Genomic DNA, 23,066 nt, shown 5'->3' on the forward strand with positions numbered 1-23,066 from the left:
GCAGAGCCGAGCGTCGTCGTCGCCGGGCGGGAGGAACCGCCCGGTGACGGAGGATGAGGCCGTGGACGAGGAACTGCTCACCATCGGCGCGTTCGCGGCGCGGGCGCGGCTGTCCGCCAAGGCGCTGCGGCTGTACGACCGGCTGGGCCTGCTGGTGCCGGCCCGGGTCGACGAGGCCAGCGGCTACCGGTACTACCGGGCCGACCAGGTCGAACGGGCCCGTACGGTCGCGCTGCTGCGCCAGCTGGACATGCCGCTCGCGCGGGTCGCCGAGGTGGTCGGGGCCCCGAACGGGGCCACGGCCGCCGGCCGGCTCGCCGCCTACTGGGCGGACGTCGAGACGCGGGTGGCGGGGCAGCGTGCGCTCGCCGAGTACCTCCGTGGACGACTGTCGGGGAGGAGCTCCGGGATGAGCGAGAAATTCGTGATCGAGACGGTGGACGTGCCCGAGCGGGTGGTGATCGCCGAGACCCGTCATGTGCTGGCGGACGAGCTGCCGGTGTGGATCGGGTCGGCGCTGGGCCGGCTCGAGGCAGCCGCGCGGGAGTGCGGCGGGGTCACGGCGCCGCCGTTCGTCGTGTACCACGCCGAGGTGTCACCGGAGAGCGACGGGCCCGCCGAGGCGTGTGTGCCGGTCGCGGACGAGGCGGCGGCCCGGGCCTGGCTCGCCCGGGAGGGCCGTACACGCGCCACCTCGGTGCGGGTGGAGCCCGCACAGCGGCTGGCCTTCACCCGGATCACCAAGGCGCAGGTGGCGCATCCGCAGATCCTGGCGGCGTTCGAGGCGGTGGAGGAGTGGATCGCCCGGCAGGGGCTCGAGCAGGCGGGTCCGTGCCGTGAGGTGTACTTCGCGGACTGGGAGGCGGCGGGAGCCGGGGACCCGGTGTGCGATGTGGCCTTCCCGGTGAGGTGACACCGGCGCGCACCGCGCCGGGCCGCCGTGCCCGACGGGTGTGGCCGAGCCCTCTCGGCAAGGACGGCGGACTGGTCGAGAGGGCTCTTCCTGTGGTGCCTGTGTGGTGCTCTGTTGTGGGAGGGGAGGTCAGACGGCCCCGCCCCTCACGCCTTGACCGACGCCACGAAGGTGTTCCACGCGTTCGCGGGGAACGCCAGGACGGGGCCCTCGGGCACCTTGGAGTCCCGTACCGCCATGGCCGCCGTGACCGGCGACTTGACCTCGACGCACGCGCCGTTCCCTGTCGAGTACGAGGACTTGGTCCACGTGTCCGTGGCACCCTGACGAATTGCCATGTTCGCTCCGCAATGCTGATGGTGAGTGCTGTCATCGCGCGGCGCGGCCCGGAACGGACCGGCAGCGCGATTCACGCCAACCTTCTTGCTCGGTGGCGTGATCGACGCTACTCGCCACCCCCGGCCGACGAAGCGACTATTCACTCGGCCGGGTGGCATATTCCATTGGAGTCTTCCGTCCTGACGGGGGACGGTGTACCGTGCCGCTTTTTCGCGGTCGATGACCGTCAGCGCGCGTCCTCAGCGCGCGTACTCCTTGGCGATGTCCGCGATGAACTGCCGTGACTGCTCGACGTTCAGGGCCTGCGCCCGCAGGTGCTCGTACATCACGCTGTACTTCTGCACGTCGTTCGCCTTCTCCAGGTACAGGTCGCTCGTGACGCCCTCGATGTAGACGACGCTGGAGTCGGCCGCGTCCGGGAACTCCAGGATCGCGTACTGGCCGTTGAGGCCCGGGTGGGCGCCCATGTCGAAGGGGATCACCTGCACGGTGACGTGCGGCAGCAGGGACTGCTCGACGAGCTGCTCGAGCTGATCCCGCATCAGGGAGCGGTTGCCGACGACCCGGCGCAGGGCCGCCTCGTCCAGCACGGTCCACAGCCGCAGCGGGTTCTCCTCGGTGGAGATTCGTTCCTGTCGGCGCATCCGCACCTGGACGCGCTTCTCGATCTCCGTCGGCGCCGTCTCGGGCAGCGCCCCGGCGATCAGGGCCTCCGCGTACTGCTTCGTCTGCAGCAGGCCCGGCACGACCTGCGGGTCGTACACGCGCAGACTGGCCGCGTCGGTCTCCAGGCCGATGTAGACGCTGTAGGGGATGTCGCCGAAGGAGTGCCACCAGCCCTGCTGACGCGAGTCCTTGGCCATCTGCATCAGGGAGTCGACGATCCGGTGGTCCTCCACCTCGTAGACCCCGCACAGGTCGCGGACGTCGCGCTGGCTGATGCTGCGCCGTCCGTTCTCCAGCCGGCTGATCTTCGACTGGGAGACCAGCAGCCGTTCGGCCACTTCCTCGGCGGTCATGCCCTTGAGCTCGCGGAGCCTGCGCAACTCCTGGCCCAGCCGGCGTCGCCTGACGGTGGGATTGACATTGGACGCCACGGGACGTGCACCTCCGGCTGCCTGCCTTGTGATCGGCACTTTGCGTATCTGCTGTTCAGCAGATTGCCACCAAGGCGCTCACCACCGCTGGGAAACCGGTGGATATGCGCAGGACGCACACCATCGGCGATCCGCGGCCCGGCACACGCGGCCGCGCGGGACGACGGAACCGGTGTCCCTGTCCGTGGTGATACGGACGTACGGTTCCGTCGCCCCGCGCGGATCAGCGGCTCCCGAACCGGTCATGGGGGACGGTGCGGCGCTGCACGTGGCGTGCGGGTCCTGCTGGTCGAACGTGTCGTACGGGTCGTGCCGGTCGGACGTGTCGTGCGGGTCGAGCGGTTTCTCGTCGAGCGGTTTCTCAGTGGGCCACGACCCGCGCCATGGATCCTCGGCGCGGCTGCGCCGGGACACCGCGCGCGGGTTCCGCCGACGGCCTTCCGCCGGGGCCCGGGGGACGGCCGGACGGAGTCTGCCCGCGACGCGGCTGTGCGGCCGCGCCGTTCTGGACGTCCATCACCGCGTGCGCGACGAGGCCGCCCATGGGGTCGTGCCGGATCAGATCCCGCAGCCGGGAGCGAGAGGAACGCCCCTCGTTGCCCGGATACAGGTGCTTGCCGAGACCGACCGCGTGGGCCAGGGCGGCGAGCGCCGCGGTCCGCGGGTCCGGCGGTACGCCGGTGCGGATCGCGGAGTCCAGCCGGGCCCTGATCTCCCGGCTGATCTCGTTGTCCGTCGCCTGATAGCGAGTCGTCGGCAACACCCCGCACATCTGGCCGGCCACGGCATGGACCATGCCGCACCTCTCCAGATGCGAGAGATAGGTCTGGCGCAGCCCCAGGCGGGGCCCGCCGATCCAGTGGACGGCCCGTACCGGAGCGCCACGCCTTCGCAGCAACTCCAACGCGCAGTCCAGTGTCGGATCTCCTGTCGGCCGTGGTGCCACCACGGCGATACGATCCCCGTCTGGGGCTATCCGTCCGGCCAGCGCCAGCTCCACTAGCTGTGCTCCGGCCAGACCGAGGTCGAGCGACTGCGGCTGCGCGGTGGTACCCGTGGCCGGGTCCAACGCCAGCAGCAGAAGCTCCTCCGGAAGTGTTCTGCGGCTCCTGCCCATCCATGCCTCCCCGCGTGGATGAAAGACAGGGTGACCCCTCTCACATTGGTCTGTCGAGAGCACGTGACCGGTTCGTAGCGGAACCAGTAGGTATGTCGTTCTCGTCTACCGCGTCAGGTGGGGGTCGCGCACAGGACACTGGTATCTGGTTCGGACAGCGGCACGGGGGTCGTGCGGACACGGTGTCCGGGCGACGACCCACGGTTCGGCAGCCGTACGGTGGCGTGCGGCGGCACATGGAGGAGGCATCGGTGGCGGGCGAGTCCCCCGACAGGTCGAAGCAGCGCGAGTCGTCGGCAGAACCGACGTCGGGGAGCGCGGTCCCGGTTCCCGAGTCCCGGCCCGAACCCGAGGCCACCACCCGGCCGGCCCAGAGCCCGGGCGGCGACCCGCGTCTGGCGATGGCCCGCGAGTCGTCCTCGGGCGGCGGCGTGGACACGGCCACGCGGGTGCTGTCCCGCGAGGAGCCGGCCGAGACGCCGGAGGAGCCGGAGAAGCCCGAGACCGAGGGTGCCGCCGACGCCGAGGCGGCTGAGGACGCCGAGGGCGCGGCTGAGGGTGCCTCGGAGGCCGACGACTCGGACGCCGACGCCTCCGGCGACAACGATGACGCCGAGAGCGCGGACGACGCGGATGCTTCCGGAAGCTCCGACGACTCTGCCGACTCCGACGACTCCGGCGACTCCGGCGAGGGCCAGGACCGGCTGAGGGACGCCGTCGCGGCCTGGGTGGCGTCCTCCGACGGCAAGGACGAGCCGAGCGCGGAGGACGACGCCGAGGAGGCGGAGGACTCCGACTCGCAGACCGCCGCGAAGACTGACGACGCGACGGACGACGAGCCCGAGGACGACACCGCCGCGTCCGCCGACGCCGAGGACACCCCCGACGACGGCAAGGGCGTCGACCAGGCCACCGCGATCTTCCGCACCCGGCCCGCCGAGCCGAAGGCCGCCCCCGAGGCCGCAGACACGACGGCCGACGAGGCGCCCAAGGACGACAAGACCCCGGCCGACGACAAGACCCCCGAGGACGCCGCCGACACCCCCGCCGCCGACGACCGCAAGGGCGTCGACCAGGCCACCGCCGTCTTCCGGACCCGGCCCCCCAAGCCGCACGTCGACCAGCCGACCACCATGCTCAAGGCCCCCAAGCCGGAGGCCGAGAAGCCGGAGGCACCCAAGCCCGACGCCGAGAAGCCCGCGGCGTCCAAGCCCGAGCCCTCCAAGCCGGCGGCTCCCAAGCCGGACGCGTCCAGGCCCGAGCCCCCCGCCGAGCGCACCAGCAAGTTCGTCGGGCTCAAGCCGGATCTCCCGCAGGAGGCCCCGAAGGCGCCCGCGGCGCCCCGGCCTCCCGTGCCGCCGGCCGACGTCACCGCGGCCGTCCCGCAGATCGGGCCCGAGCGCACCACGCAGCAGCCGCTGCCGCCGAAGCCCCCGCTGGACCTGCTGGCCGAGCTGACGAACACCCCGCCGCCGCCGGAGACCCCGGTGCGCACCCTGGTGCGGCGGGTCAAGATCTGGACGCCGCTGGTGATCCTGCTGGCGATCGTCTTCGCGATCGTGCAGTCCGTGCGTCCGCTGCCGGCGCCGACGCTCGACCTCACCGCGAACGACAGCTTCACCTTCGAGGGAGACAAGATCGACATCCCGTGGCCGGCCCAGGGCCAGGCCGCGCTGGACGTCGACGGCATCGGCAGCTTCGGCTCCTCGGGCGACCAGAAGCCCGTGCCGATCGCGAGTGTCGCCAAGGTGATGACGGCGTATCTGATCCTGCGCGAGCACCCGCTGAAGAGCGGCGCCCCGGGTCCGAAGATCCCGATCGACCAGGCCGCCGAGGACCAGTCGAACGCGGGCCAGGAGTCGACCGTCGATGTGACGAAGGGTGACTCGATCACCCAGCGTGAGGCGCTGGAGTCCATCCTGATCGCGTCCGCGAACAACGTGGCGCGGCTGCTGGCGCGCTGGGACGCCGGTTCGGAGAAGGACTTCGTGGCGAAGATGAACGCCACCGCCGAGAAGCTCGGCATGACGAACACCACGTACACGGACCCGTCCGGTCTGAACGACACCACGGTGAGCACGGCCGTCGACCAGGTGAAGCTGGCGAAGGCCGCGATGAAGGAGCCCGCCTTCCGCGAGGTCGCCGCGATGATGTCGTACGACGACTACAAGGGCGTCAACCACTCCAACTGGAACCAGCTGGTCGGCAAGAACGGCGTGGTGGGCATCAAGACCGGCACCACCACCTCCGCCCTCGGCAACCTCGTCTTCGCGGCGAAGAAGGAGATCGGCGGCGAGACGCGCACCATCATCGGCGCCGTCGTCCGCCAGCCCGCCGGCGGCCCGGAGAACACCATCCTCAGTGCCGCGCTGTACGGCGGCGACCAGCTGATCCGGGCCGCGCAGGGCGCCCTGGAGTCGGCGACCATCCTGAAGAAGGGCGACGTCGTCGGGTATGTGGACGACGGTCTGGGCGGCCGTACGCCGGTGGTGGCCACCAAGGACGTCACGGCGATCGGCTGGGCGGGCCTGAAGGTGAAGCTGACCTTCGCGCCCGACGAGGTCCCGCACACCGCGAAGGCCGGCACCGAGGTGGGCACGCTCACCGTCGGGGACGGCAGCAGCGGCGCGGTGAAGATCCCGGTGGCGTTGCGGAGCGACCTCACCGAGCCGGGCTTCACGGACAAACTCACCCGGATCGGCTGAGCCGGGGGCGCGACGGCGTCATCACACCGCAGCCCGCCGACCACGCTCGTCGGCGGGCTGCGTGCTAGCGTCACGAATCGGGCAGGTCGTCGCCCACGGGGCACGACCGCAGCACCTTGACCGACTGGGCCGACACACGCGGGACACGGGACGCGGCCAGAAGAGAAGACAGCACGGGGAGTGCCTCAGACGTGGCCACTGCGGAGCCGACACGCGCCGACGACGCCGATCCCGGACGGGGAGCCGGTCCGCGAATACGCGTACCCGCGCCGCGCTCTGACCTGGATCCGGGTGACACCCGGAACGGTCCGCCGTCGCGTCCGGCGGCGGCCTTCGAGGCCCTGCGCGCGCGCCTTCTGCGGCACCCGGTGCTGTCGGTCACCGCCGTCGCCGGGCTGCTCCACATCATCTGGTTCTTCACGTTCGCGAACAGTGGCGGCGACCTCGCGGCCCAGGACGCCTGGGCGGAGTTCGTCGGCCGGCACCCCGACTCCGCGTACAACCTCGCCTGGTACGGCGGGATGCACCCGGTGTCGTACAGCATCGTGTCGCCGTATCTGATGTCGGTGCTGGGTGTCCGGACGACGATGATGATCGCGGGGACGATCTCGGCGGGGCTGCTGATGCTGGTCCTGCTGCGCAGCCGGTCCGTGCGCAATCCGCTGTGGGCCGCGCTCGCCGGGGTCTTCGGGCTGATCGCCAACGCCATCTCCGGGCGGGTCACGTTCGCGCTGGGCACGATGTTCGCGCTGGGCGCGGTCGCCGTCGTCTTCTGCTGGCCGCACCGCTGGCGCTACAAACGCTGGGCGAAGGCGCTGTGCGCGGCGCCGCTCGCCGCGCTGGCCACCATGGCGTCGCCGGTCGCGGGGCTGTTCGTCGGGCTCGTGGCCGTCGCGCTGTTCCTGCAGAAACGGCGTCCGGGCGCCTGGGCGCTGGGGCTCGCGCCGACCGCCGTGGTGGGACTGTCGGCGTGGCTGTTCCCGTTCTCCGGCACCCAGCCGATGGTGATCGGCTCGGTGATCATGCCGTTGCTGATGTCGGTCGTCGTCTGTCTCACGGTGCCGTCGGACTGGCGGACGGTCCGGCTGGTGTCGGCGGTGTACGGCGTCTCGGTCGTCCTGGTGTGGGTGGTCAGCTCACAGATCGGCTCCAACATCACCCGGCTGGCGATGCTGTTCGCCGGGGTGACGCTGGTGGCGGCGCTGCCGTTCACGGTGGCGCGCACCCGCAAGTGGTACGCGCTGGTGACGGCGCTGCTCGCGTTCGTCGGGTGGATCGGCTACAAGACGGTCGACGACATCATCCACGCGGCCCCGGAGGCGTCCTGGGCGCGTGAGCTGGCCCCGCTGGTGAACGAGCTGCAGGAGGTCGGCGCGGAGAAGGGCCGGGTGGAGGTCGTGCCGGCCCGTTCGCACCGGGAGGCGTCCGCGCTCGCGCCGTACGTGAACCTGGCGCGCGGCTGGAACCGGCAGGCCGACATGGAACGCAACCCGCTCTTCTACGACGACACCCTCAACTCGGCGAACTACCGGGAGTGGCTGCGGCGCTGGGCGGTGCACTTCGTGGTGCTGCCCAAGGACGAGCCGGACCCCTCGGCGGCGCAGCGCGAGCGGGAGCTGGTGCAGCGCGGTCTGCCGTATCTGAAGCAGGTGTGGGGCGACGCGAACTGGCAGCTGTTCGAGGTGACCGACCCGGTGCCGCTGGCCGAGCCGAACGCCGTGGTGGAGCGGGCCGAGCAGGGCGAGATGACGATGCGGGTGAGCAGGCCGGGCCGGATCCTGATCCGGATCCCGTACTCGCCGTGGCTGAGCATCGTGGACGCGGAGGGCAGGAAGCTCGACCCGCCGCGGGAGACCGAGGAGTCCCGCGCCCGTCCGGACGACCAGCCGAAGTCGTACGAGAACGTCAACGGCTGTCTGATGGAGACCGAGGAGGACGCGAAGGGCGACCGGTGGACGACGCTGGTGGCCCCGCGGGCGGGCGTCTACCGGCTGGCTGCGCCCTACGACGTGCCGCGCGGCACGCCCTGCCCGGAGGAACTGCGCTGAGGGACCGCGCTGACGGGACTGCGCCGACCGGGCCGGTCAGCGCAGTTCGTCGACGTACCGGTCGGTGCCCGGCACCGTGGGGATGAACGGTGCCACGAGCTCGGTGCGGCCCAGGCCGGTCTTCTCCACGGCCGTCTCCGGACCGGCGAAGTGCTCCTCCCAGCAGCGCCGGGGGTCCTCCTCCAGGAACCAGAGCAGGGTGAGCCGGGTGCCGACGCCCTCGACCTGGCGGACGTAGGTCATGCGGTCCAGCGGCAGCGGGGTGGGCCGGAAGACGGTCACCATCGCGGCCGGGGAGCCCGCCAGCCGTTCGGGCAGATGCCGGTCGCGCAGCCAGGCGAGCAGGTCGGCGCTGTGCGCGGCCGTGTCGGCGTCGACGACCTGGAGGACCAGTCCGGCGTAGGGGTGGTCGAGGGCGTGGAGGTCGCGGGGGCCCGCCGGGCCGTCGCGGTACACCGTCGTCGCGTGGTCCTGGAACGCCGTGAAGACGTGGGTGCGGTCGTGGTGGACGCGGGCGTCGCGGTTGAGGCGCCGGTTGATGGCGACGGTCCAGCGCATGTGGTCGGCGTAGCGGCCGGCGGTGATCCAGTACGTGGAGAGATAGCAGCCGGCGGTGACCGGCCGGGCGACCGCGGAGCGCGCGGGGTGGCGCAGCAGCTGGAGGTCGCGGGTGGCGACCCAGCGGCGGCCGGCGAACATCCAGGGCATGGCCATGGCGCCCGCGTAGTAGTGGTCGTCCTCGTACCAGCGGTTGTAGGCGCGTTCATGGCCGGGGTGCGGTTCGACCATGGTGATCAGGGCGTGGCCGGGGGCGGCGCCGTACGGGCCGACGGCGGCCAGTTCGGCGTACACCTCGCTGCGGGTGTCCTCGCTCACGCTGTTCCCCTTTCCTCGGCTCGCCCATACTCTGACGCCCCGTCAGATATTGTGCCAGGGTCGGGAGGCACCGGGATGTCACTGCTCATGGACAGGACCGTGGTCGTGTCGGGGGTCGGCGCGGGTCTCGGCCACCAGGTCGCGGCGGCGGTCGTACGGGACGGCGGGAACGCGGTGCTGGGGGCGCGGACGGAGGAGCGGCTGGCCCGCAGCGCCGCCGAGATCGACCCGTCCGGGAAGCGCACCGCGTTCCGGGCGACCGACATCACCGACGAGGCGCAGTGCGAGGCGCTGGCGGCGCTGGCCCGGGAACGGTTCGGCGGGATCGACGCGGTGGTCCATGTGGCGGCCTGGGACTCGTTGTTCGGGGGGCTGGAGGACGCCGACTTCACGACCTGGCAGGCGGTGCTCGACGTCAATCTGCTGGGCACGCTGCGGATGACCCGGGCCTGTCTGCCGGCGCTGTCGGAGCGCGGCGGGTCGGTGGTGTTCATCGGCACGCAGTCGGCCGTGGCGGCGCCGTCCGAGGTGCGCCAGGCCGCCTACGCCGCCTCCAAGGGCGCCCTGACCAGCGCGATGTACTCGCTGGCCCGGGAGCTCGGGCCGCGCCGGATCCGGGTCAACTCCGTACTGCCGGGCTGGATGTGGGGGCCGCCGGTGGAGACCTTCGTACGGTTCACGGCGCGGACCGAGGGCGTCGGGGAGGACGAGGTGCGGGCGCGCCTGACGGGGCGGATGGCGCTGCCGGACATGCCCACGGACGGGGACGTCGCGGACGCGGCGGTGTTCCTCGCGTCGGATCGGGCACGGGCCATCACGGGGCAGTCGCTGCTCGTCAACGCCGGGGAGTTGATGCGCTGACGTACGGGTTGCAACGGATTTCGTCGTTCACGTTTATGAACTGAAGTCACCAAGCAGAACGATTTTACTGTCCCTTGACCCTACTCGCGCTTGTCGTGCCCTCTTCCACGCATCGACCATGGGCGGGCCGTTCACAGGACGGAACCCTGGAAGGGGTCATATGAACAGTCTCGACTGGGCCGTGCTCATCGGCTACTTCGGCGTGATGGTCGCCATCGGCGTCTGGTCCCACAAGCGTGTGGACAACGTGAGCGACTTCTTCACCGCGGGCGGCAAGATGCCGTGGTGGCTGTCCGGCATCTCGCACCACATGTCCGGCTACAGCGCGGTGATGTTCACCGGGTACGCGGGCATCGCCTACACCTACGGCGTCACGTCCTTCGTCACCTGGTCCTTCCCCATCGCGCTCGGCATCGCCATCGGGTCGAAGCTGTTCGCGCCACGCATCAACCGGCTCCGGTCACGGCTGCACGTGGCCTCCCCGCTGGAGTATCTGAAAACCCGTTACGACCTGCGGACCCAGCAGGCGCTGGCCTGGTCCGGCATGCTGCTGAAGATCGTGGACGTGGGCGCCAAGTGGGCGGCGATCGCGACCCTGTTGTCGGTGTTCACCGGTGTCTCGCTGAACCAGGGCATCCTCATCACCGGGTGCATCACCGCCGTGTACTGCACCATCGGCGGCCTCTGGGCGGACGCCCTCACCGAACTCGGGCAGTTCGTCATCCAGTTGCTCGCCGGGCTCGCGATGTTCTTCGCCGTGGTGATGAAGCTGAACGACAAGGGCATCGGCTTTCTCGGCGCCTGGGACGAGCCCGAACTCCAGGGCCACGGCGAGCCGCTGGTCGGTCCGTACGGCACGGTGTTCCTGCTGGCGTTCCTCTTCATCAAGCTCTTCGAGTACAACGGCGGCATGCTCAACCAGGCCCAGCGGTACATGGCCACGGCCACCCCGCGCGAGGCCCAGCGCTCCGCCCGGCTGTCGGCGGTGCTGTGGCTGGTCTGGCCGCTCGTGCTGTTCTTCCCGATGTGGATGTCGCCGCTGCTCGTCGAGTCCCAGAAGCCGGACGGCTCCGACTCCTACGCCCTGATGACCGAACAGCTGCTGCCGCACGGTCTGCTGGGCCTGGTCATCGTCGGCTTCTTCTCGCACACCATGGCCATGTGCTCCTCCGACGCCAACGCCATCGCCGCCGTCTTCACCCGGGACGTGGCGCCGGTGCTGTCGAAGCAGGCGCGGGCCTGGAACGAGCGGTCCGGGCTGGTCGCGGCGCGGGTGACGACCGTCGTCTTCCTCGCCCTGTCGATGGCGGTGGCGACGCAGGTCAACTCCCCCACGTTCAAGGACATCATCACCGTCGTGATCAAGTGGGTCGCCGGGCTCATGGGCCCCATCGCGATCCCGATGATGCTGGGTCTGCTGCGGCCGTTCCGCCGCTCCGGGCCCACCGCCGCGCTCACCAGCTGGTCGATGGGCCTGCTCGCCTTCTGGCTGGTCAACTACCCGATCAGCTGGAACGTCGACGGCGGTGTGCCGCTGCAGTACCAGGTCTCCATCCCGCTGGCGGTGTCGCTGATCCTCTACATCCTCATCGGCCATCTGAAGCCGGAGGACACCCCGGAGCGGCTCGCCGTGGTGGAGAGCGTCAACACCGACGGCGACGGGACGGCGGCCGCCGCGGTACCGGCGCCGGCCGGTCCGGTGGAGGACGTGGTGCGGGCCAAGGAGTGAGCGGCCAAGGAGTGGGCGGCCAAGGAGTGGGCGCGGGAGCCGGCGCGGAAGCGTGGGGCGACGTGCGGCGGGCTCAGGCGCGCGGGTAGCGCGCCAGCCAGCCCGGGGCGGAGGCGCCCGGCCCGTGCAGGGCCGGGCCCTGCGTCATCTCCATCGCGAAGTCGTCGGCGAGTTCCAGGATCGTGGGACGGCCCTCCAGCTCGGCCAGCCAGGCCGGCGGCAGGGCCGTCTCACCGTGCAGGGCACCGAGCAGACCGCCGGTGAGGGCGGCCGTGGCGGCGGACGGGCCGTCCTGGTTCACCGCCAGGCACAGTCCCTGCCGGACGTCCTCGCCGACCAGGGCGCAGTACACGGCGGCCGCGAGCAGGCCGTCCGCCGAGCCGTCGGCGGCCAGCTCCCCGACGCGGGCGGGCGTCGGCATGCCCTGGCGCACCGCGCCCAGCGCGTGCTGCAGCGCGTCCGACACCGGTTCGTGCCCGGGGCGCACGGCGAGCAGCGCGAGGGCCCGCTGCACGGCACCGTCCAGGCTCTCCCCGCAGGCCAGGCCGTGCACGATCACGGCGTACGCGCCCGCCGACAGGTAGGCGACGGGGTGGCCGTGGGTCTGCGTCGCGCACTCGACGGCGAGCTGCACGACGAGCTGCGGCTCCCAGCCGACGAGCAGCCCGAACGGCGCGGAGCGCGCCGCCGCCTCGGGGCCGAGCTCTGCGGAGTTCTTCGGCGCCTCCAGGGTGCCCATGGCCGGGTCGCCGAGGCCGAGCAGGAGGGAGCGGGTCGCGTCGCGGCGGGCGTACAGCCACTCCTCGCGGGCGAGCCAGCCGTCGTCCTTGCGGCGCTCGTCGGGGCCCCAGTCGCGCTGGGTGGCGGCCCAGCGCAGATAGGCCCGGTGCAGATCGGTCGGTGGATGCCAGGCGCCGGTGTCCCGGCGGACCTGGGCCCGTATCAACCCGTCCACGGAGAAGAGGGTGAGCTGGGTGAGATGGGTCACGGCACCCCGGCGGCCGTAGCCGAACGCCAGGTCGAGCAGGCCCTCGGCGCCGTGCTGCTCCTGGATCTCGGCCAGCCCCAGCCCGTCGACGGGGGCCCCGAGAGCGTCCCCGACGGCCACGCCGAGCAGTGTTCCGCGCACCCGGCTGCGGTAGTCCTGCTGCTCGGTACGGCCCCAGACGGGTCCGACAGTCGCACCCACCAAGACCTCCCCGTGACCGACCGCTCGTACGACAGTTCGTCACTGTAATCGACCGGGGACGGGGGGTCGGGAGGGTGGAACGGTATGCGGCAGGTGCCCGGATCAGCCGGAGTCGTCCCGGGTCAGAGGGGCCCGGCCCGGTATCGCCCGGTGCCGGGCGGGGGTCACACCGGGGCCGCGTGGCGGTCCCGGAGGGCGTTCCGGCTCTCGGTGGCCCGGGTCAGCCGGGGGCCCAGGCACGCGCGGTCGACACCCCGGGTGCGCGCCAGGAGGGCGAGGTAGGTGACCACGTCGGCGAGCTCCTCCCAGTCGTCCTCCGCGAGGAGACCGGCGAGCACCGTGTCGGCGTGCTGCCACTGCCCCAGGGCGCACGCGGTCAGCAGGAGCCCCACATGCGGTGTGTCGTCCTGCTCCGTCTCCATGCGGTGCCGCGCCTCCTGCCACAGGGTCTCGGCCACGGCCAGCCCGTCGTGGGCGCCGACGGTCAGCGCGAGCATCACGATCCCGTGGTCGTCGTGGGCGCGCAGCCACTCGGCGGTGGCCAGGGCGCGTTCCCGGCAGCCGGTCATGAGGTCGGCGTACCAGCACTGGACCATGACGCCGAAGTCGTCCTCGTCCGGTGCCGCCGGACGCAGCGTGTCGAGTACGCCGAGCGCCTCGTCGTACCGCTCCTGCCACAGCAGGATGTCCACCGTCCGCGCGCGGGCCCACGCGGTCTCGTGGTCGCGGGCGAGGCACTCCTCGCAGTCGGCCAGCGCCTCGGACAGCCGGCCGGCACTGATCAGCGCCCCCGCCCGGACCTCGTACAGGAAGGCGTCGTCCGGGCGGACGGCGAGCGCACGGTCGAAGTCCCGCACGGCCTCGGCACGGCGACCGCGGAGGCGGTGCAGGGTGCCCCTGAAGTACAGCGCCTCGGCGTTGCCGGGGTCGTTCCGCACGACCCGGTCGAGGAGAGGCAGGGACTCCTCGTGCCTGCGCAGCTCCCACAGGGCTCTCGTCTTCACGAACAGCACGTCGGCGCGGTCCGGGTCCGTCTCCAGTGCGGCGTCGAAGTCGGCCAGCGCGGCCTCGTGGCGGCCGGCGTCGCTGTGGGCGACGCCCCGCATGGTGCGCGCCCACCAGGACGAGCCGTCGGCGGCCACGGCACGGTCCAGGTCGGCGAACCTCCCCTCCTCGTCGCCGAGCTCGGCACGCAGGTGCGCACGCTGCACCAGGGCCCAGGTGTAGTCGGGCGACAGCTCGATCGCCCGGTCGTACGCGGTCCGGGCCTCGGCGGCGCAGCCCAGACGGGCGAGCGAGAAGCCGAGGCCGGCGTGCACGGACGCGTAGTCGGGGTCCAGCTCGCAGGCCCGGCCGAGTTCCGCCACCGCGTCCTCGTAGCGGCCCACCAGGCGGTAGGCGTCGCCGCGTTCCGACGCGAGCCAGGCGTTGTCCGGTGCGAGGGCCACCGCGGTGTCCAGGTCGGCGAACGAGGCGTCGAGGCTGCCGAGCGCCCGGTGGGCCTCCGCCCGGTGGACGAGGGCCCACAGATACTCCGGGTCGGTCTCCAGCGCCCGGTCGAAGTCGCTCAGCGCGCCGTCGTGGTCGCCGAGCGCCTGCCTGCTGTAGCCGCGGTTCGCGTGGACGAACTCGTCGGCCGGGTCGAGGGCGAGGGCCCGGTCGAAGGCGGCGACCGCCTCCTCGTGCCGGCCGAGGGCCTGCAGGCACTCGGCGCGCTCCGCGAAAATCCACGCGGTGCCGGGACGCAGTGCGTCGGCGCGGTCCAGGTCGGCGAGGGCCGCGAGGTGGTCGCCCTTCCGCGCGTATGTGAGACCCCGGCCGTAGTGGGCCATCGCGGACTCCGGGTCCAGGGCCACGGCCCGGTCGCACTCCGCGAGCGCCCGGTCGAGCTCGTCCGCCCTGCGGTACTCCCGCCCGCGGACGCTGTGCGCCTCGGCGCGCGTCCGGTCGTCCAGGGCGGCACGGTCCAGGAGCAGGCCCAGCGCCGGCAGGACCGCGCCCGGCTCCGCCGCGAGCGCGTCCAGCAGTTCGCGCCCCCAGCCGCGCACCTGGTCCGCGTCGGCGTGCTCCCCCGCCTCGTACAGCACCTGGGCGCAGCCCCTCGCGGCCGGCTCGTCCACCCGGCAGGCGTGGACGGCGTCGGCGAGCGCCGGCCCGAGGGCCGTCCGGGGGCGGGCGCACAGCGAGTGGTACGTCTCTTCCAGGCGCAGCTCGCGCCAGGTGGGGTCGGCCCACAGCTCGTCGGCGGGGAGTCCTTCCCCGGCCTCCGTCCGCCAGGCGCCGTAGGTCTCGGCGAGCGCGGTGTGGCGGTCGGCCCAGCGTCGGGGCGAGCGGGTCCGCTGCTGCCTGAGCATCGCCGAGCGCACCACGTCGTGGTAACGCACCCGGCCGTCCCGGGCGCTCACGAAGGGCAGCCCGCTCAGCCAGCCGTACGAGCCGGTCGCCTCACCGCCGGCGACGACACCGAACACGTCCTCGTCGAGGTGCCGGGGGAACGAGCAGGCCAGGGCCGTGGCCCGGTGGCCGGGGTCCTCTTCCCAGCGGAGGAAGCGGTCGACGGCCGTGGCGGCCGGGTCGCCCGCCGGGCCGGGGCCGCCGGCCGGGTGCCCGGCGAGCGTGGACACCAGCACCGGCAGCCGGTCGGAAAGCCGCAGCACCTCGTTCACGGCACCCTCGTCGACGACCCCCTTGGCCGCGAGGAGCTGACGGGCCTCCGACTCGGTGAAGGGCTCCACGGCGAACTCGGTGACGAAGCCCGCGTAGTCGCCCCAGCGGGCCGGGTCGGGTCCGTACTGACCCGCCAGGGTGACGACCAGGTTCGCGGGGAGCCGTCCGTAGCGGTCCGTGGTGACCAGGTCGAGCAGCCACGGGTCGAGGAACGGCGAGCTCTGCTCGTAGGTGTCGAAGAACAGGGCGATCCAGGGATGCCGCCCGGCGACCTCGTTCAGCTCCCGCAGGAAGACAGGGGTCAGGACCTCCAGCGGCTCCAGGACGAGGCGTACGTCGTCGTGGTTGCGGAACCGGGCGCCGAGCGCCGCCCGGGCGCGATCGGTGCTCTGGGCCACCTGGGCCGCGTCGATCGCCCCGGCGAACGCGCCGACCGCCGGCACCATGCCCAGTCCGATCAGTCCCGCCCGGGCCACCGCCGTGCTCGTCGCCGACGCGGCCGGTGCCGCCGTGCCGGGGCCCGGGTCCGGTACGGCCGACGCCGTCTCCGCCTCGTGCCGGCGCTGCCGGTAGGCCGCCAACGCCTTGTCCAGCGCCTTGAGTTCGATGCCCTGCCGGGCGAACTGCGCGCTGATCGCGGCCATCGTGCCGGGGACGCCGCTCACCGTCTCGTCGGTCGTCGCGGTGACCGCGCCGCGCTCGGCCGCGACGCTCTCCAACTCGCGCAGCAGGGAGGACTTCCCGACGCCCGCCACACCGTGGAGGTGGAAGACGAAGCTGTGCCGCTCGTCGTCCGGCGGCAGATCGAAGTTGGCCCGGAAGCGGTCGATCTCGGCACGCCGGCCCACGAATCCCGCGCGCTTGCGCCGGGCGATCAGCTCCTGCATCGACGGCTGCGCCTGCGCCACCGTACGTCCCCTCGTCCGACCGCCCCGAAGTCCGTCCCGCTCATTGTGGCGCAATGACGCCCGAACAACCGCGCGACGCGGGGAAGATGACCTCCATGTCGACCACACCCCCACGTACCGCTCTGCGTCTCGCCGCCACGCTCCTGACCGGGACCGTGGCGCTCTACATCGCGCTCGTCGTCTTCGGGAACATCACGGACTTCGGTACGAACCAGCAGTTCGTGCGGCACGTCCTCGCGATGGACACGACGTTCAAGGACGAGGACCTGATGTGGCGGGCCGTCACCGGCAAGGGACTTCAGGACGCCGCCTATGTCGCGATCATCGTCTGGGAGACCGTCGCCGCGCTCGTCCTCATATACGGCACCTGGCTGTGGGCGCGGCGCGACGACGCCCGGGCCCGTCGCTTCTCCACGTACGGGCTGCTGATGCTGATGCTGCTGTTCGGCGCCGGGTTCATCGCGATCGGCGGTGAGTGGTTCGCGATGTGGCAGTCCTCGGACTGGAACGGACTCGACGCAGCGACCCGGGTCTTCCTGCTGAGCGGCGTGGTGCTGATCGTGAACCACCTGCCGGCCGGGCAGGGCGGGAGCACGGAGGCCTGACGCACCTGGGGGACGGGGCGCCGGTCAGTCGACCACGACCACCGGCGTCCCGGTCTCGCCGAACTTCCACAGCGCCGCCCCGTCCGCCGCGCGCATCCGCACCCCGCCGGTCCGCTTGCCGTCGGCGGGCGGGGGCGAGGAGCCGTCCACGGCGTTGGAGAACGCGATGGAGATGCCGGACTTGGCGGCGAAGTACACGATGTTCTGGATCTGCACACCGTCGGAGCCCTGGGTGGCCATCGTCCGGGACGACACCGTGTAGCGGCCGGGGTCCGGGCTGACCGTGCCGGGCCAGACGGTGAAGGTCCGCCGGGCGGCGTCGCTCGCGTCGACCAGCCAGACCCGCTTGTCACCGAGGTCGTAGACGATCCGGCGGCCGGTGCCGGAGTCGGCGGGCACCTCGGCGGGCCGGGGCGTCCTCGACGGCGCGGGGCTCGCCTGCGGGGACGCCGACGCGTGCGGCCGGGCCTTCCCCGCCGTCGGGTGCGGGCCCTGGTCGGCCTGCACGGCGAGGACGGCGACGGCGGCTATGGCGCCCACCGTCAGACCGGTCACCCAGACCCTGGTAGCAGGCACGGGCACGCATCTCCTCGGCTACGGAAAGCTATGGACGGCCGTCGGCGGCCACGGAACGCGCCGACGGCTACGGAACGCCGGCGAGTCCACCAGCGAGGGTCGGATCATCGTACCGACCCTCGCCGGGGGCTCCCCGTCAGTCCAGGACGGGCAGCAGCTCGGGCAGGTGCCCGTCGGAGGCGGCCGCCGCCCGCTGCCGCTCCTCGGGCACCTCGCCGTACAGGGTGGTGCGCGGCTTCGCCGGCCGCCCGGCCGCCTCGGCGACCGCCACCAGATCCCGTACGGACTTGTAGGAGCCGTACGACGACCCCGCCATCCGCGAGATCGTCTCCTCCATCAGCGTGCCGCCCAGGTCGTTGGCGCCGGAGCGGAGCATCTCCGCCGCCCCCTCGGTGCCCAGTTTGACCCAGCTCGTCTGGATGTTGGGGATGTGGGGGTGGAGGAGGAGCCGGGCCATGGCCGTGACGGCGCGGTTGTCGCGGACCGTCGGGCCGGGGCGGGCGATGCCCGCGAGATAGACCGGGGCGTTGGTGTGGATGAACGGGAGGGTCACGAACTCGGTGAAGCCGCCCGTGCGCTGCTGGATGCCGGCCAGGGTGCGCAGATGCCCGAGCCAGTGGCGGGGCTGGTCGACATGGCCGTACATCATCGTCGAGGAGGAGCGGAGGCCCAGTTCGTGGGCGGTGGTGACGACCTCGATCCAGGTCGCGGCCGGCAGCTTGCCCTTGGTGAGGACCCAGCGGACCTCGTCGTCCAGGATCTCCGCCGCCGTGCCCGGGATGGAGTCCAGGCCGGCCTCCTTGGCCGCCGTCAGCCACTCGCGGACGGACAGGCCGGTGCGGGTGGCGCCGTTGACGACCTCCATCGGGGAGAAGGCGTGCACGTGCATGCCGGGGACGCGTTCCTTCACCGCCCGCGCGATGTCGAAGTACGCCGTGCCGGGCAGGTCGGGGTGGATGCCGCCCTGCATGCAGACCTCCACCGCGCCGACGTCCCACGCCTGCTGGGCACGGTCGGCGACCTGGTCCAGGGAGAGCGTGTAGGCGTCGGCGTCGGTGCGGCGCTGGGCGAACGCGCAGAAGCGGCAGCCGGTGTAGCAGACGTTCGTGAAGTTGATGTTCCGGGTGACGATGTACGTCACGTCGTCGCCGACCGCCGTTTTCCGGACGTCGTCGGCGACGCGGCAGAGCGCGTCCAGGGCGGGCCCGTCGGCGTGCAGCAGGGCGAGCGCCTCGTCGTCGGTGAGCCGGGTCGGGTCGTCGGCGGCGACCCGGAGCGCCTGGCGGACGTCGGTGTCGATGCGCTCGGGGGCCATGCCGGGCGCTGCGGCCTCCCGCAGGGCGCCCCAGTCGCCGTACACCTCGTCGAAGTCGTCGCGGCGGTCGGACGTTCGGCCCTCGGTGTCGATGGTGGCGTGCAGGTCGGTGCGGCCGGAGGAGACGAACGCCTCGTCGGGCTCCTGCCACGGGTGGCCCTCGACCACGGCGTCCGGCCGGGCGAGGCCCGTCTCCGGGTCGGCGAGCGCGCGGACGTGCGGCAGCAGCCGGGGGTCCAGCCAGGGCTCGCCACGTGTCACGAACTCCGGGTACACGCAGAGCCGTTCGCGCAGCTCGAATCCGGCGTCGGCGGAGCGTCGGGCCAGTTCCTCGATACGCGGCCAGGGGCGCTCGGGGTTGACGTGGTCGATGGTGAGCGGGGAGACACCGCCCCAGTCGTCGATGCCGGCCGCGATCAGCCGGGCGTACTCGTGGTCGACGAGGTTGGGCGGGGCCTGGATGTTGCCGGCCGGGCCCATGATGAGGCGGGCCACGGCGACCGCCGCGACGAGGTCGTCCAGTTCCGCGTCGGGCATGGCGCGCATCGCGGTGTCCGGCTTGGCGCGGAAGTTCTGGATGATCAGCTCCTGGACGCCGTGGTGGGCGCGGGCGATCTTGCGCAGCGCGAACAGGGACTCGGCGCGCTCCTCGTAGGTCTCGCCGATACCGAGGAGGATGCCGGAGGTGAACGGCACGGAGGACCGGCCGGCGTCCTCCAGGACCCGCAGCCGGACGGCGGGCTCCTTGTCCGGGGAGCCGTGGTGCGGGCCGCCGGGCTCGGACCACAGTCGGGTCGCGGTCGTCTCCAGCATCATGCCCATGGAGGGCGCGACGGGCTTGAGGCGCTGGAAGTCGGTCCAGGTCAGGACGCCCGGGTTGAGGTGGGGCAGCAGGCCCGTCTCCTCCAGGATGCGGATGGAGATGGCGCGGACGTAGGCGATCGTGTCGTCGTAGCCGTGCGCGTCGAGCCACTCGCGGGCCTCGGGCCAGCGGTCCTCGGGCTTGTCGCCGAGGGTGATGAGGGCTTCCTTGCAGCCGAGGGCCGCGCCCTTGCGGGCGATGTCCAGCACCTCGTCCGGGGACATGAACATCCCGTGGCCGTCCCGGCGCAGCTTGCCGGGGACGGTGACGAAGGTGCAGTAGTGGCAGCGGTCCCGGCACAGGCGGGTGAGGGGGATGAAGACGCTCTTGGAGTAGGTGATGACCCCGGGCCGGCCGGCGGCCGCGAGGCCCGCGTCCCGGACCCGGGCGGCGGACGCGGCGAGGTCGTCGAGGGCCTCGCCGCGGGCCTGGAGCAGCACGGCCGCCTCGGACACGTCGAGGGCGACGCCGTCCCGGGCGCGTTTGAGGGCGCGACGCATGGAGTTCTCGGTCGGGCCGGTTCCGGGGGTCGCGGGAGTCGTCATCCTTCGAGCATACGAGCGGGCTGATCAGCGGTGGCCGTCAGGCGACGAACGCCGCGTAACCGTCAGGGCGCAGTACCTCGTCCGCCGGTGGCGGTCAGGCGACGAAGTCCGCGTAGCCGTCCAGAGCGCGCAGCACCTCGTCCTCGCCGCCCGGCGGCAGTTGCACGACGACCTCCTCGATGCCGAGCTCGGCGTAGTGGGCGAGCTTGCCGGGGGTGGGGAAGACGGCGTACGGCACGACCTGGAGGGCGTCCGGGTCGCGTCCGGCGTCGGCCCAGACGGACCGCAGTCGGGGCAGGCTCTCGGACAGCCCGCGCCCGCCGATCGGCAGCCATCCGTCGGCGTATTCGCTGATGTGGTCGAACAGTTTCGGCCCCGCGGCGCCGCCGATGAGAGTGCGCGGGCCGTTGAGGCGCGGGCCGCGCGGTTTCTGCACGGGCTTGGGGTGGGCGAAGCTGGCCCGGACGGACCCGAAGTCACCTTCGTAGGCGGTGGGTTCGTCGGCCCACAGGGCCCGCATCAGGGCCATCCGGTCGCGGACGAGGGCGCGGCGCGTGGACCAGTCGACGCCGTGGTCGGCGGCCTCCTCCACGTTCCAGCCGAAGCCGAGGCCGAGGGTGAAACGGCCGCCGGAGAGATGGTCCAGGGTGGCGATCTGCTTGGCCAGGTCGATGGGGTCGTGCTGGGCGACCAGGGTGATGCCGGTGCCGAGGCCGAGCCGCTCGGTGACGGCGGCGGCCTGGCCGAGGGCGACGAAGGGGTCGAGGGTGCGGCCGTACTCGGGCGGCAGATCGCCGCCGGCCGGGTACGGCGTGGTCCGCTCGACGGGGATGTGGGTGTGCTCGGGCAGATACAGCCCGGCGAATCCCCGCTGCTCCAGCTCACGGGCCAGCCGGGTCGGGGTGATCGTCTCGTCGGTGAGGAAGATCGTGGCGGAGATGCGCATGCCTGCATCTGTACCCCCGGCGGGCCACGATGTCCATACCGACTGGTCGGCACATTTCGGACGCTGCGCGCACCGCGTGATTGTCCGCCGATCCCCTTCCCCCGCACCGGAGTTCACGGCTGAATACAAGGGCTGCACGCACCACCCCCGCACCACGCACGCCATGGCACTCACGACGATCCGGGAGCATCAGCATGTGCGAGGACGACCACGCGGGCCTGGGCCGCCGCGCGCTCTTCGTGACGGGCGCCGCCGCCGCGCTTACGTTGGGAAGCGTGACCTTCGCGTCAGGAGCCGACGACCACCGGGGCACGCAGACCCGCACCGTGCGGGGCACCCTGCCACCCGGTTCCCCCGACTATGTGTACGTACCCGTCGAAGTCCCGCCCGGAGTACGGGAGATCAAGGTCTCCTACACCTACGAGAAGCCGTCCGTCCCGGCCGGGACCCCGGGCAACGCCCTCGACATCGGCATCTTCGACGAACGGGGCACCGACCTCGGCGGGCGCGGCTTCCGCGGCTGGTCGGGCGGGGCGCGCACGGAGTTCTTCATCCGGACGGACGAGGCCACGCCGGGCTATGTCCCCGGGCCGGTCCGCGCGGGCACCTGGCACATCGCCCTCGGGCCGTACACGGTGGCCCCGCAGGGCCTGCCGTACGAACTGACGATCACGCTCACGTACGGCGAGCCCGGCGAAGCCGTCCGGCCGGTGTACCCGTCGGAGCGGGCCGAGGGGCGGGGCCGCGCCTGGTACCGGGGCGACTGCCATCTGCACTCCTGGCACTCCGACGGCCGCCGCACCCCCGCCGAGATCGCGGCGCTGGCGCGGGCGGCGGGCCTGGACTTCATCAACTCCTCCGACCACAACACGCACACCTCGCATCCGCACTGGGCCGAGGCGGCGGGGGACGACCTGCTGATCATGCTGGGCGAGGAGGTGACGACCCGCAACGGGCACGTGGTGGCGCTCGGCACCGACCCCGGCACTTTCGTCGACTGGCGCTACCGCGCTCGGGACAACCGCTTCGGCCGCTTCGCCCGGCGGATCCGGGAGGCGGGCGGCCTCGTCGTGCCCGCCCACCCGCACGCCACCTGCGTCGGCTGCAACTGGAAGTTCGGCTTCGGCGAGGCCGACGTGATCGAGGTGTGGAACGGCCCGTACACCCCGGACGACGAGGTGGCCCTGGCGGACTGGGACAGCACGCTGGTGGCGTCGGCGCGTTCCGGGTCGCGCTCCTGGATCCCGGCGATGGGCAACAGCGACGCGCACCGCGACCCCGACCCGGTCGGCGGCCCGCAGACGGTCGTCCTCGCCGACGACCTGACCCGCACCGCCATCCAGGAGGGCCTGCGCGCGGGCCGCTCCTATGTCGCCGAGTCGAAGAACGTCTCCCTGACCTTCGGCGCCTCCGGCGGCCGTGCCCGGCACGCGGGCATCGGCGAACGCCTGGAGGTGGACCCCGACACCCCCGTGACGGTCCGCCTGCAGGCGAAGGGCGCCCCCCGCTGCACGATCCGCTTCGTCACCGACCAGGGCGTCCTCTTCACCACCGACCCCCTCCCGGTCTCGGGCACCGGCACGGCCGAATGGCGCACCACCCCGGCCAACGCGGCCTACGTCCGGGCGGAACTCCGCCATGAGACCGCGGCGGGGCCGCTGCCGGGGGCTCTGGCGGCGTTCACGAACCCGATTTTTCTGGGACGTTGACGAATTCCCCGGCATCAAGATCAAGCCAAGCCAGGGACATCCGGGGCCGGCCTGTTCGC

Annotated in this window: 16 protein-coding genes; 7 read left to right on the forward strand and 9 right to left on the reverse strand. The window is 72.3% G+C overall.

Translation table 11 applies throughout. The features are described 5' to 3' along the window. The first annotated feature begins 43 nt into the window (after positions 1 to 43). Positions 44 to 913 (forward strand): MerR family transcriptional regulator, encoded by an 870-nt coding sequence (locus DC008_RS14715; RefSeq protein ID WP_108707381.1) that lies wholly within the window; start codon positions 44 to 46, stop codon positions 911 to 913. 146 nt (positions 914 to 1,059) lie between these two features. Here DC008_RS14715 and DC008_RS14720 read toward each other — a convergent pair whose 3' ends face one another. The 3 genes from DC008_RS14720 to DC008_RS14730 form a co-directional block, all read right to left on the reverse strand. Beyond that, positions 1,060 to 1,251: a DUF397 domain-containing protein gene (locus tag DC008_RS14720; RefSeq protein WP_108707382.1), complete on the reverse strand. Its 192-nt coding sequence runs from the start codon at positions 1,249 to 1,251 to the stop codon at positions 1,060 to 1,062. A gap of 240 nt (positions 1,252 to 1,491) precedes the next feature. Further along, positions 1,492 to 2,349, reverse strand: coding sequence for a helix-turn-helix domain-containing protein (locus DC008_RS14725; protein ID WP_055623570.1), 858 nt, complete (start codon positions 2,347 to 2,349; stop codon positions 1,492 to 1,494). A 361-nt stretch (positions 2,350 to 2,710) separates the two neighbouring features. Beyond that, a complete protein-coding gene (locus DC008_RS14730; RefSeq protein ID WP_055623571.1) occupies positions 2,711 to 3,466 on the reverse strand; it encodes a GOLPH3/VPS74 family protein in 756 nt (251 codons plus the stop codon). Positions 3,467 to 3,717: 251 nt separating this feature from the next. Here DC008_RS14730 and DC008_RS14735 point away from each other — a divergent pair, with 251 nt between their 5' ends. Together DC008_RS14735 and DC008_RS14740 are read left to right on the forward strand one after the other, a co-directional pair. After that, positions 3,718 to 6,171, forward strand: a complete 2,454-nt coding sequence (locus DC008_RS14735; RefSeq protein WP_244221357.1) for a serine hydrolase — start codon at positions 3,718 to 3,720, stop codon at positions 6,169 to 6,171. A 191-nt stretch (positions 6,172 to 6,362) separates the two neighbouring features. Beyond that, a complete protein-coding gene (locus DC008_RS14740; RefSeq protein WP_108707384.1) occupies positions 6,363 to 8,219 on the forward strand; it encodes a hypothetical protein in 1,857 nt (618 codons plus the stop codon). Positions 8,220 to 8,255: 36 nt separating this feature from the next. Here DC008_RS14740 and DC008_RS14745 read toward each other — a convergent pair whose 3' ends face one another. Next, on the reverse strand, positions 8,256 to 9,095 hold the full coding sequence (locus DC008_RS14745) for a hypothetical protein (protein ID WP_108707385.1): 840 nt from the start codon (positions 9,093 to 9,095) through the stop codon (positions 8,256 to 8,258). Positions 9,096 to 9,170: 75 nt separating this feature from the next. Here DC008_RS14745 and DC008_RS14750 point away from each other — a divergent pair, with 75 nt between their 5' ends. Next, the gene (locus DC008_RS14750) at positions 9,171 to 9,956 is read left to right on the forward strand and encodes an SDR family oxidoreductase (protein WP_108707386.1); all 786 of its coding nucleotides are present in this window, start codon (positions 9,171 to 9,173) and stop codon (positions 9,954 to 9,956) included. A gap of 160 nt (positions 9,957 to 10,116) precedes the next feature. Then, complete coding sequence (locus DC008_RS14755) at positions 10,117 to 11,685, forward strand: sodium:solute symporter family protein (RefSeq protein ID WP_108707387.1); 1,569 nt, start codon at positions 10,117 to 10,119, stop codon at positions 11,683 to 11,685. A gap of 73 nt (positions 11,686 to 11,758) precedes the next feature. Here the strand turns inward: DC008_RS14755 and DC008_RS14760 are convergent, their stop codons facing one another. Together DC008_RS14760 and DC008_RS14765 are read right to left on the reverse strand one after the other, a co-directional pair. After that, complete coding sequence (locus DC008_RS14760; protein ID WP_108707388.1) at positions 11,759 to 12,874, reverse strand: ADP-ribosylglycohydrolase family protein; 1,116 nt, start codon at positions 12,872 to 12,874, stop codon at positions 11,759 to 11,761. A 164-nt stretch (positions 12,875 to 13,038) separates the two neighbouring features. After that, on the reverse strand, positions 13,039 to 16,449 hold the full coding sequence (locus DC008_RS14765) for an ATP-binding protein (RefSeq protein WP_108707389.1): 3,411 nt from the start codon (positions 16,447 to 16,449) through the stop codon (positions 13,039 to 13,041). Between the two features lie 95 nt (positions 16,450 to 16,544). On the opposite strand from DC008_RS14765, the gene DC008_RS14770 reads away from it, so the two are divergent. Then, entirely contained in the window at positions 16,545 to 17,054 is a 510-nt protein-coding gene (locus DC008_RS14770; RefSeq protein ID WP_108710698.1) for a DUF2165 domain-containing protein, read from the forward strand. A 24-nt stretch (positions 17,055 to 17,078) separates the two neighbouring features. Here the strand turns inward: DC008_RS14770 and DC008_RS14775 are convergent, their stop codons facing one another. From DC008_RS14775 to DC008_RS14785, 3 genes are all read right to left on the reverse strand, one after another. Further along, on the reverse strand, positions 17,079 to 17,630 hold the full coding sequence (locus DC008_RS14775; protein ID WP_108710699.1) for a hypothetical protein: 552 nt from the start codon (positions 17,628 to 17,630) through the stop codon (positions 17,079 to 17,081). Between the two features lie 136 nt (positions 17,631 to 17,766). Then, positions 17,767 to 20,352: a bifunctional FO biosynthesis protein CofGH gene (locus DC008_RS14780; RefSeq protein WP_108707390.1), complete on the reverse strand. Its 2,586-nt coding sequence runs from the start codon at positions 20,350 to 20,352 to the stop codon at positions 17,767 to 17,769. Positions 20,353 to 20,446: 94 nt separating this feature from the next. Beyond that, positions 20,447 to 21,298, reverse strand: a complete 852-nt coding sequence (locus DC008_RS14785; protein WP_108707391.1) for an LLM class F420-dependent oxidoreductase — start codon at positions 21,296 to 21,298, stop codon at positions 20,447 to 20,449. A 194-nt stretch (positions 21,299 to 21,492) separates the two neighbouring features. Here DC008_RS14785 and DC008_RS14790 point away from each other — a divergent pair, with 194 nt between their 5' ends. Beyond that, positions 21,493 to 23,007, forward strand: a complete 1,515-nt coding sequence (locus DC008_RS14790) for a CehA/McbA family metallohydrolase (RefSeq protein ID WP_108707392.1) — start codon at positions 21,493 to 21,495, stop codon at positions 23,005 to 23,007. The last annotated feature ends 59 nt before the right edge of the window (positions 23,008 to 23,066 follow it).

It is taken from the genome of Streptomyces nigra (assembly GCF_003074055.1).
GTDB classification, from domain to species: domain Bacteria; phylum Actinomycetota; class Actinomycetes; order Streptomycetales; family Streptomycetaceae; genus Streptomyces; species Streptomyces nigra.

Coding starts and splice junctions, on each gene's coding strand:
- DC008_RS14720 (WP_108707382.1), bottom strand. CDS start 1,251: ATGGCAATTCGTCAGGGTGCCACGGACACGTGGACCAAGTCCTCGTAC.
- DC008_RS14730 (WP_055623571.1), bottom strand. CDS start 3,466: ATGGGCAGGAGCCGCAGAACACTTCCGGAGGAGCTTCTGCTGCTGGCG.
- DC008_RS14750 (WP_108707386.1), top strand. CDS start 9,171: ATGTCACTGCTCATGGACAGGACCGTGGTCGTGTCGGGGGTCGGCGCG.
- DC008_RS14755 (WP_108707387.1), top strand. CDS start 10,117: ATGAACAGTCTCGACTGGGCCGTGCTCATCGGCTACTTCGGCGTGATG.
- DC008_RS14770 (WP_108710698.1), top strand. CDS start 16,545: ATGTCGACCACACCCCCACGTACCGCTCTGCGTCTCGCCGCCACGCTC.
- DC008_RS14780 (WP_108707390.1), bottom strand. CDS start 20,352: ATGACGACTCCCGCGACCCCCGGAACCGGCCCGACCGAGAACTCCATG.
- DC008_RS14785 (WP_108707391.1), bottom strand. CDS start 21,298: ATGCGCATCTCCGCCACGATCTTCCTCACCGACGAGACGATCACCCCG.
- DC008_RS14790 (WP_108707392.1), top strand. CDS start 21,493: ATGTGCGAGGACGACCACGCGGGCCTGGGCCGCCGCGCGCTCTTCGTG.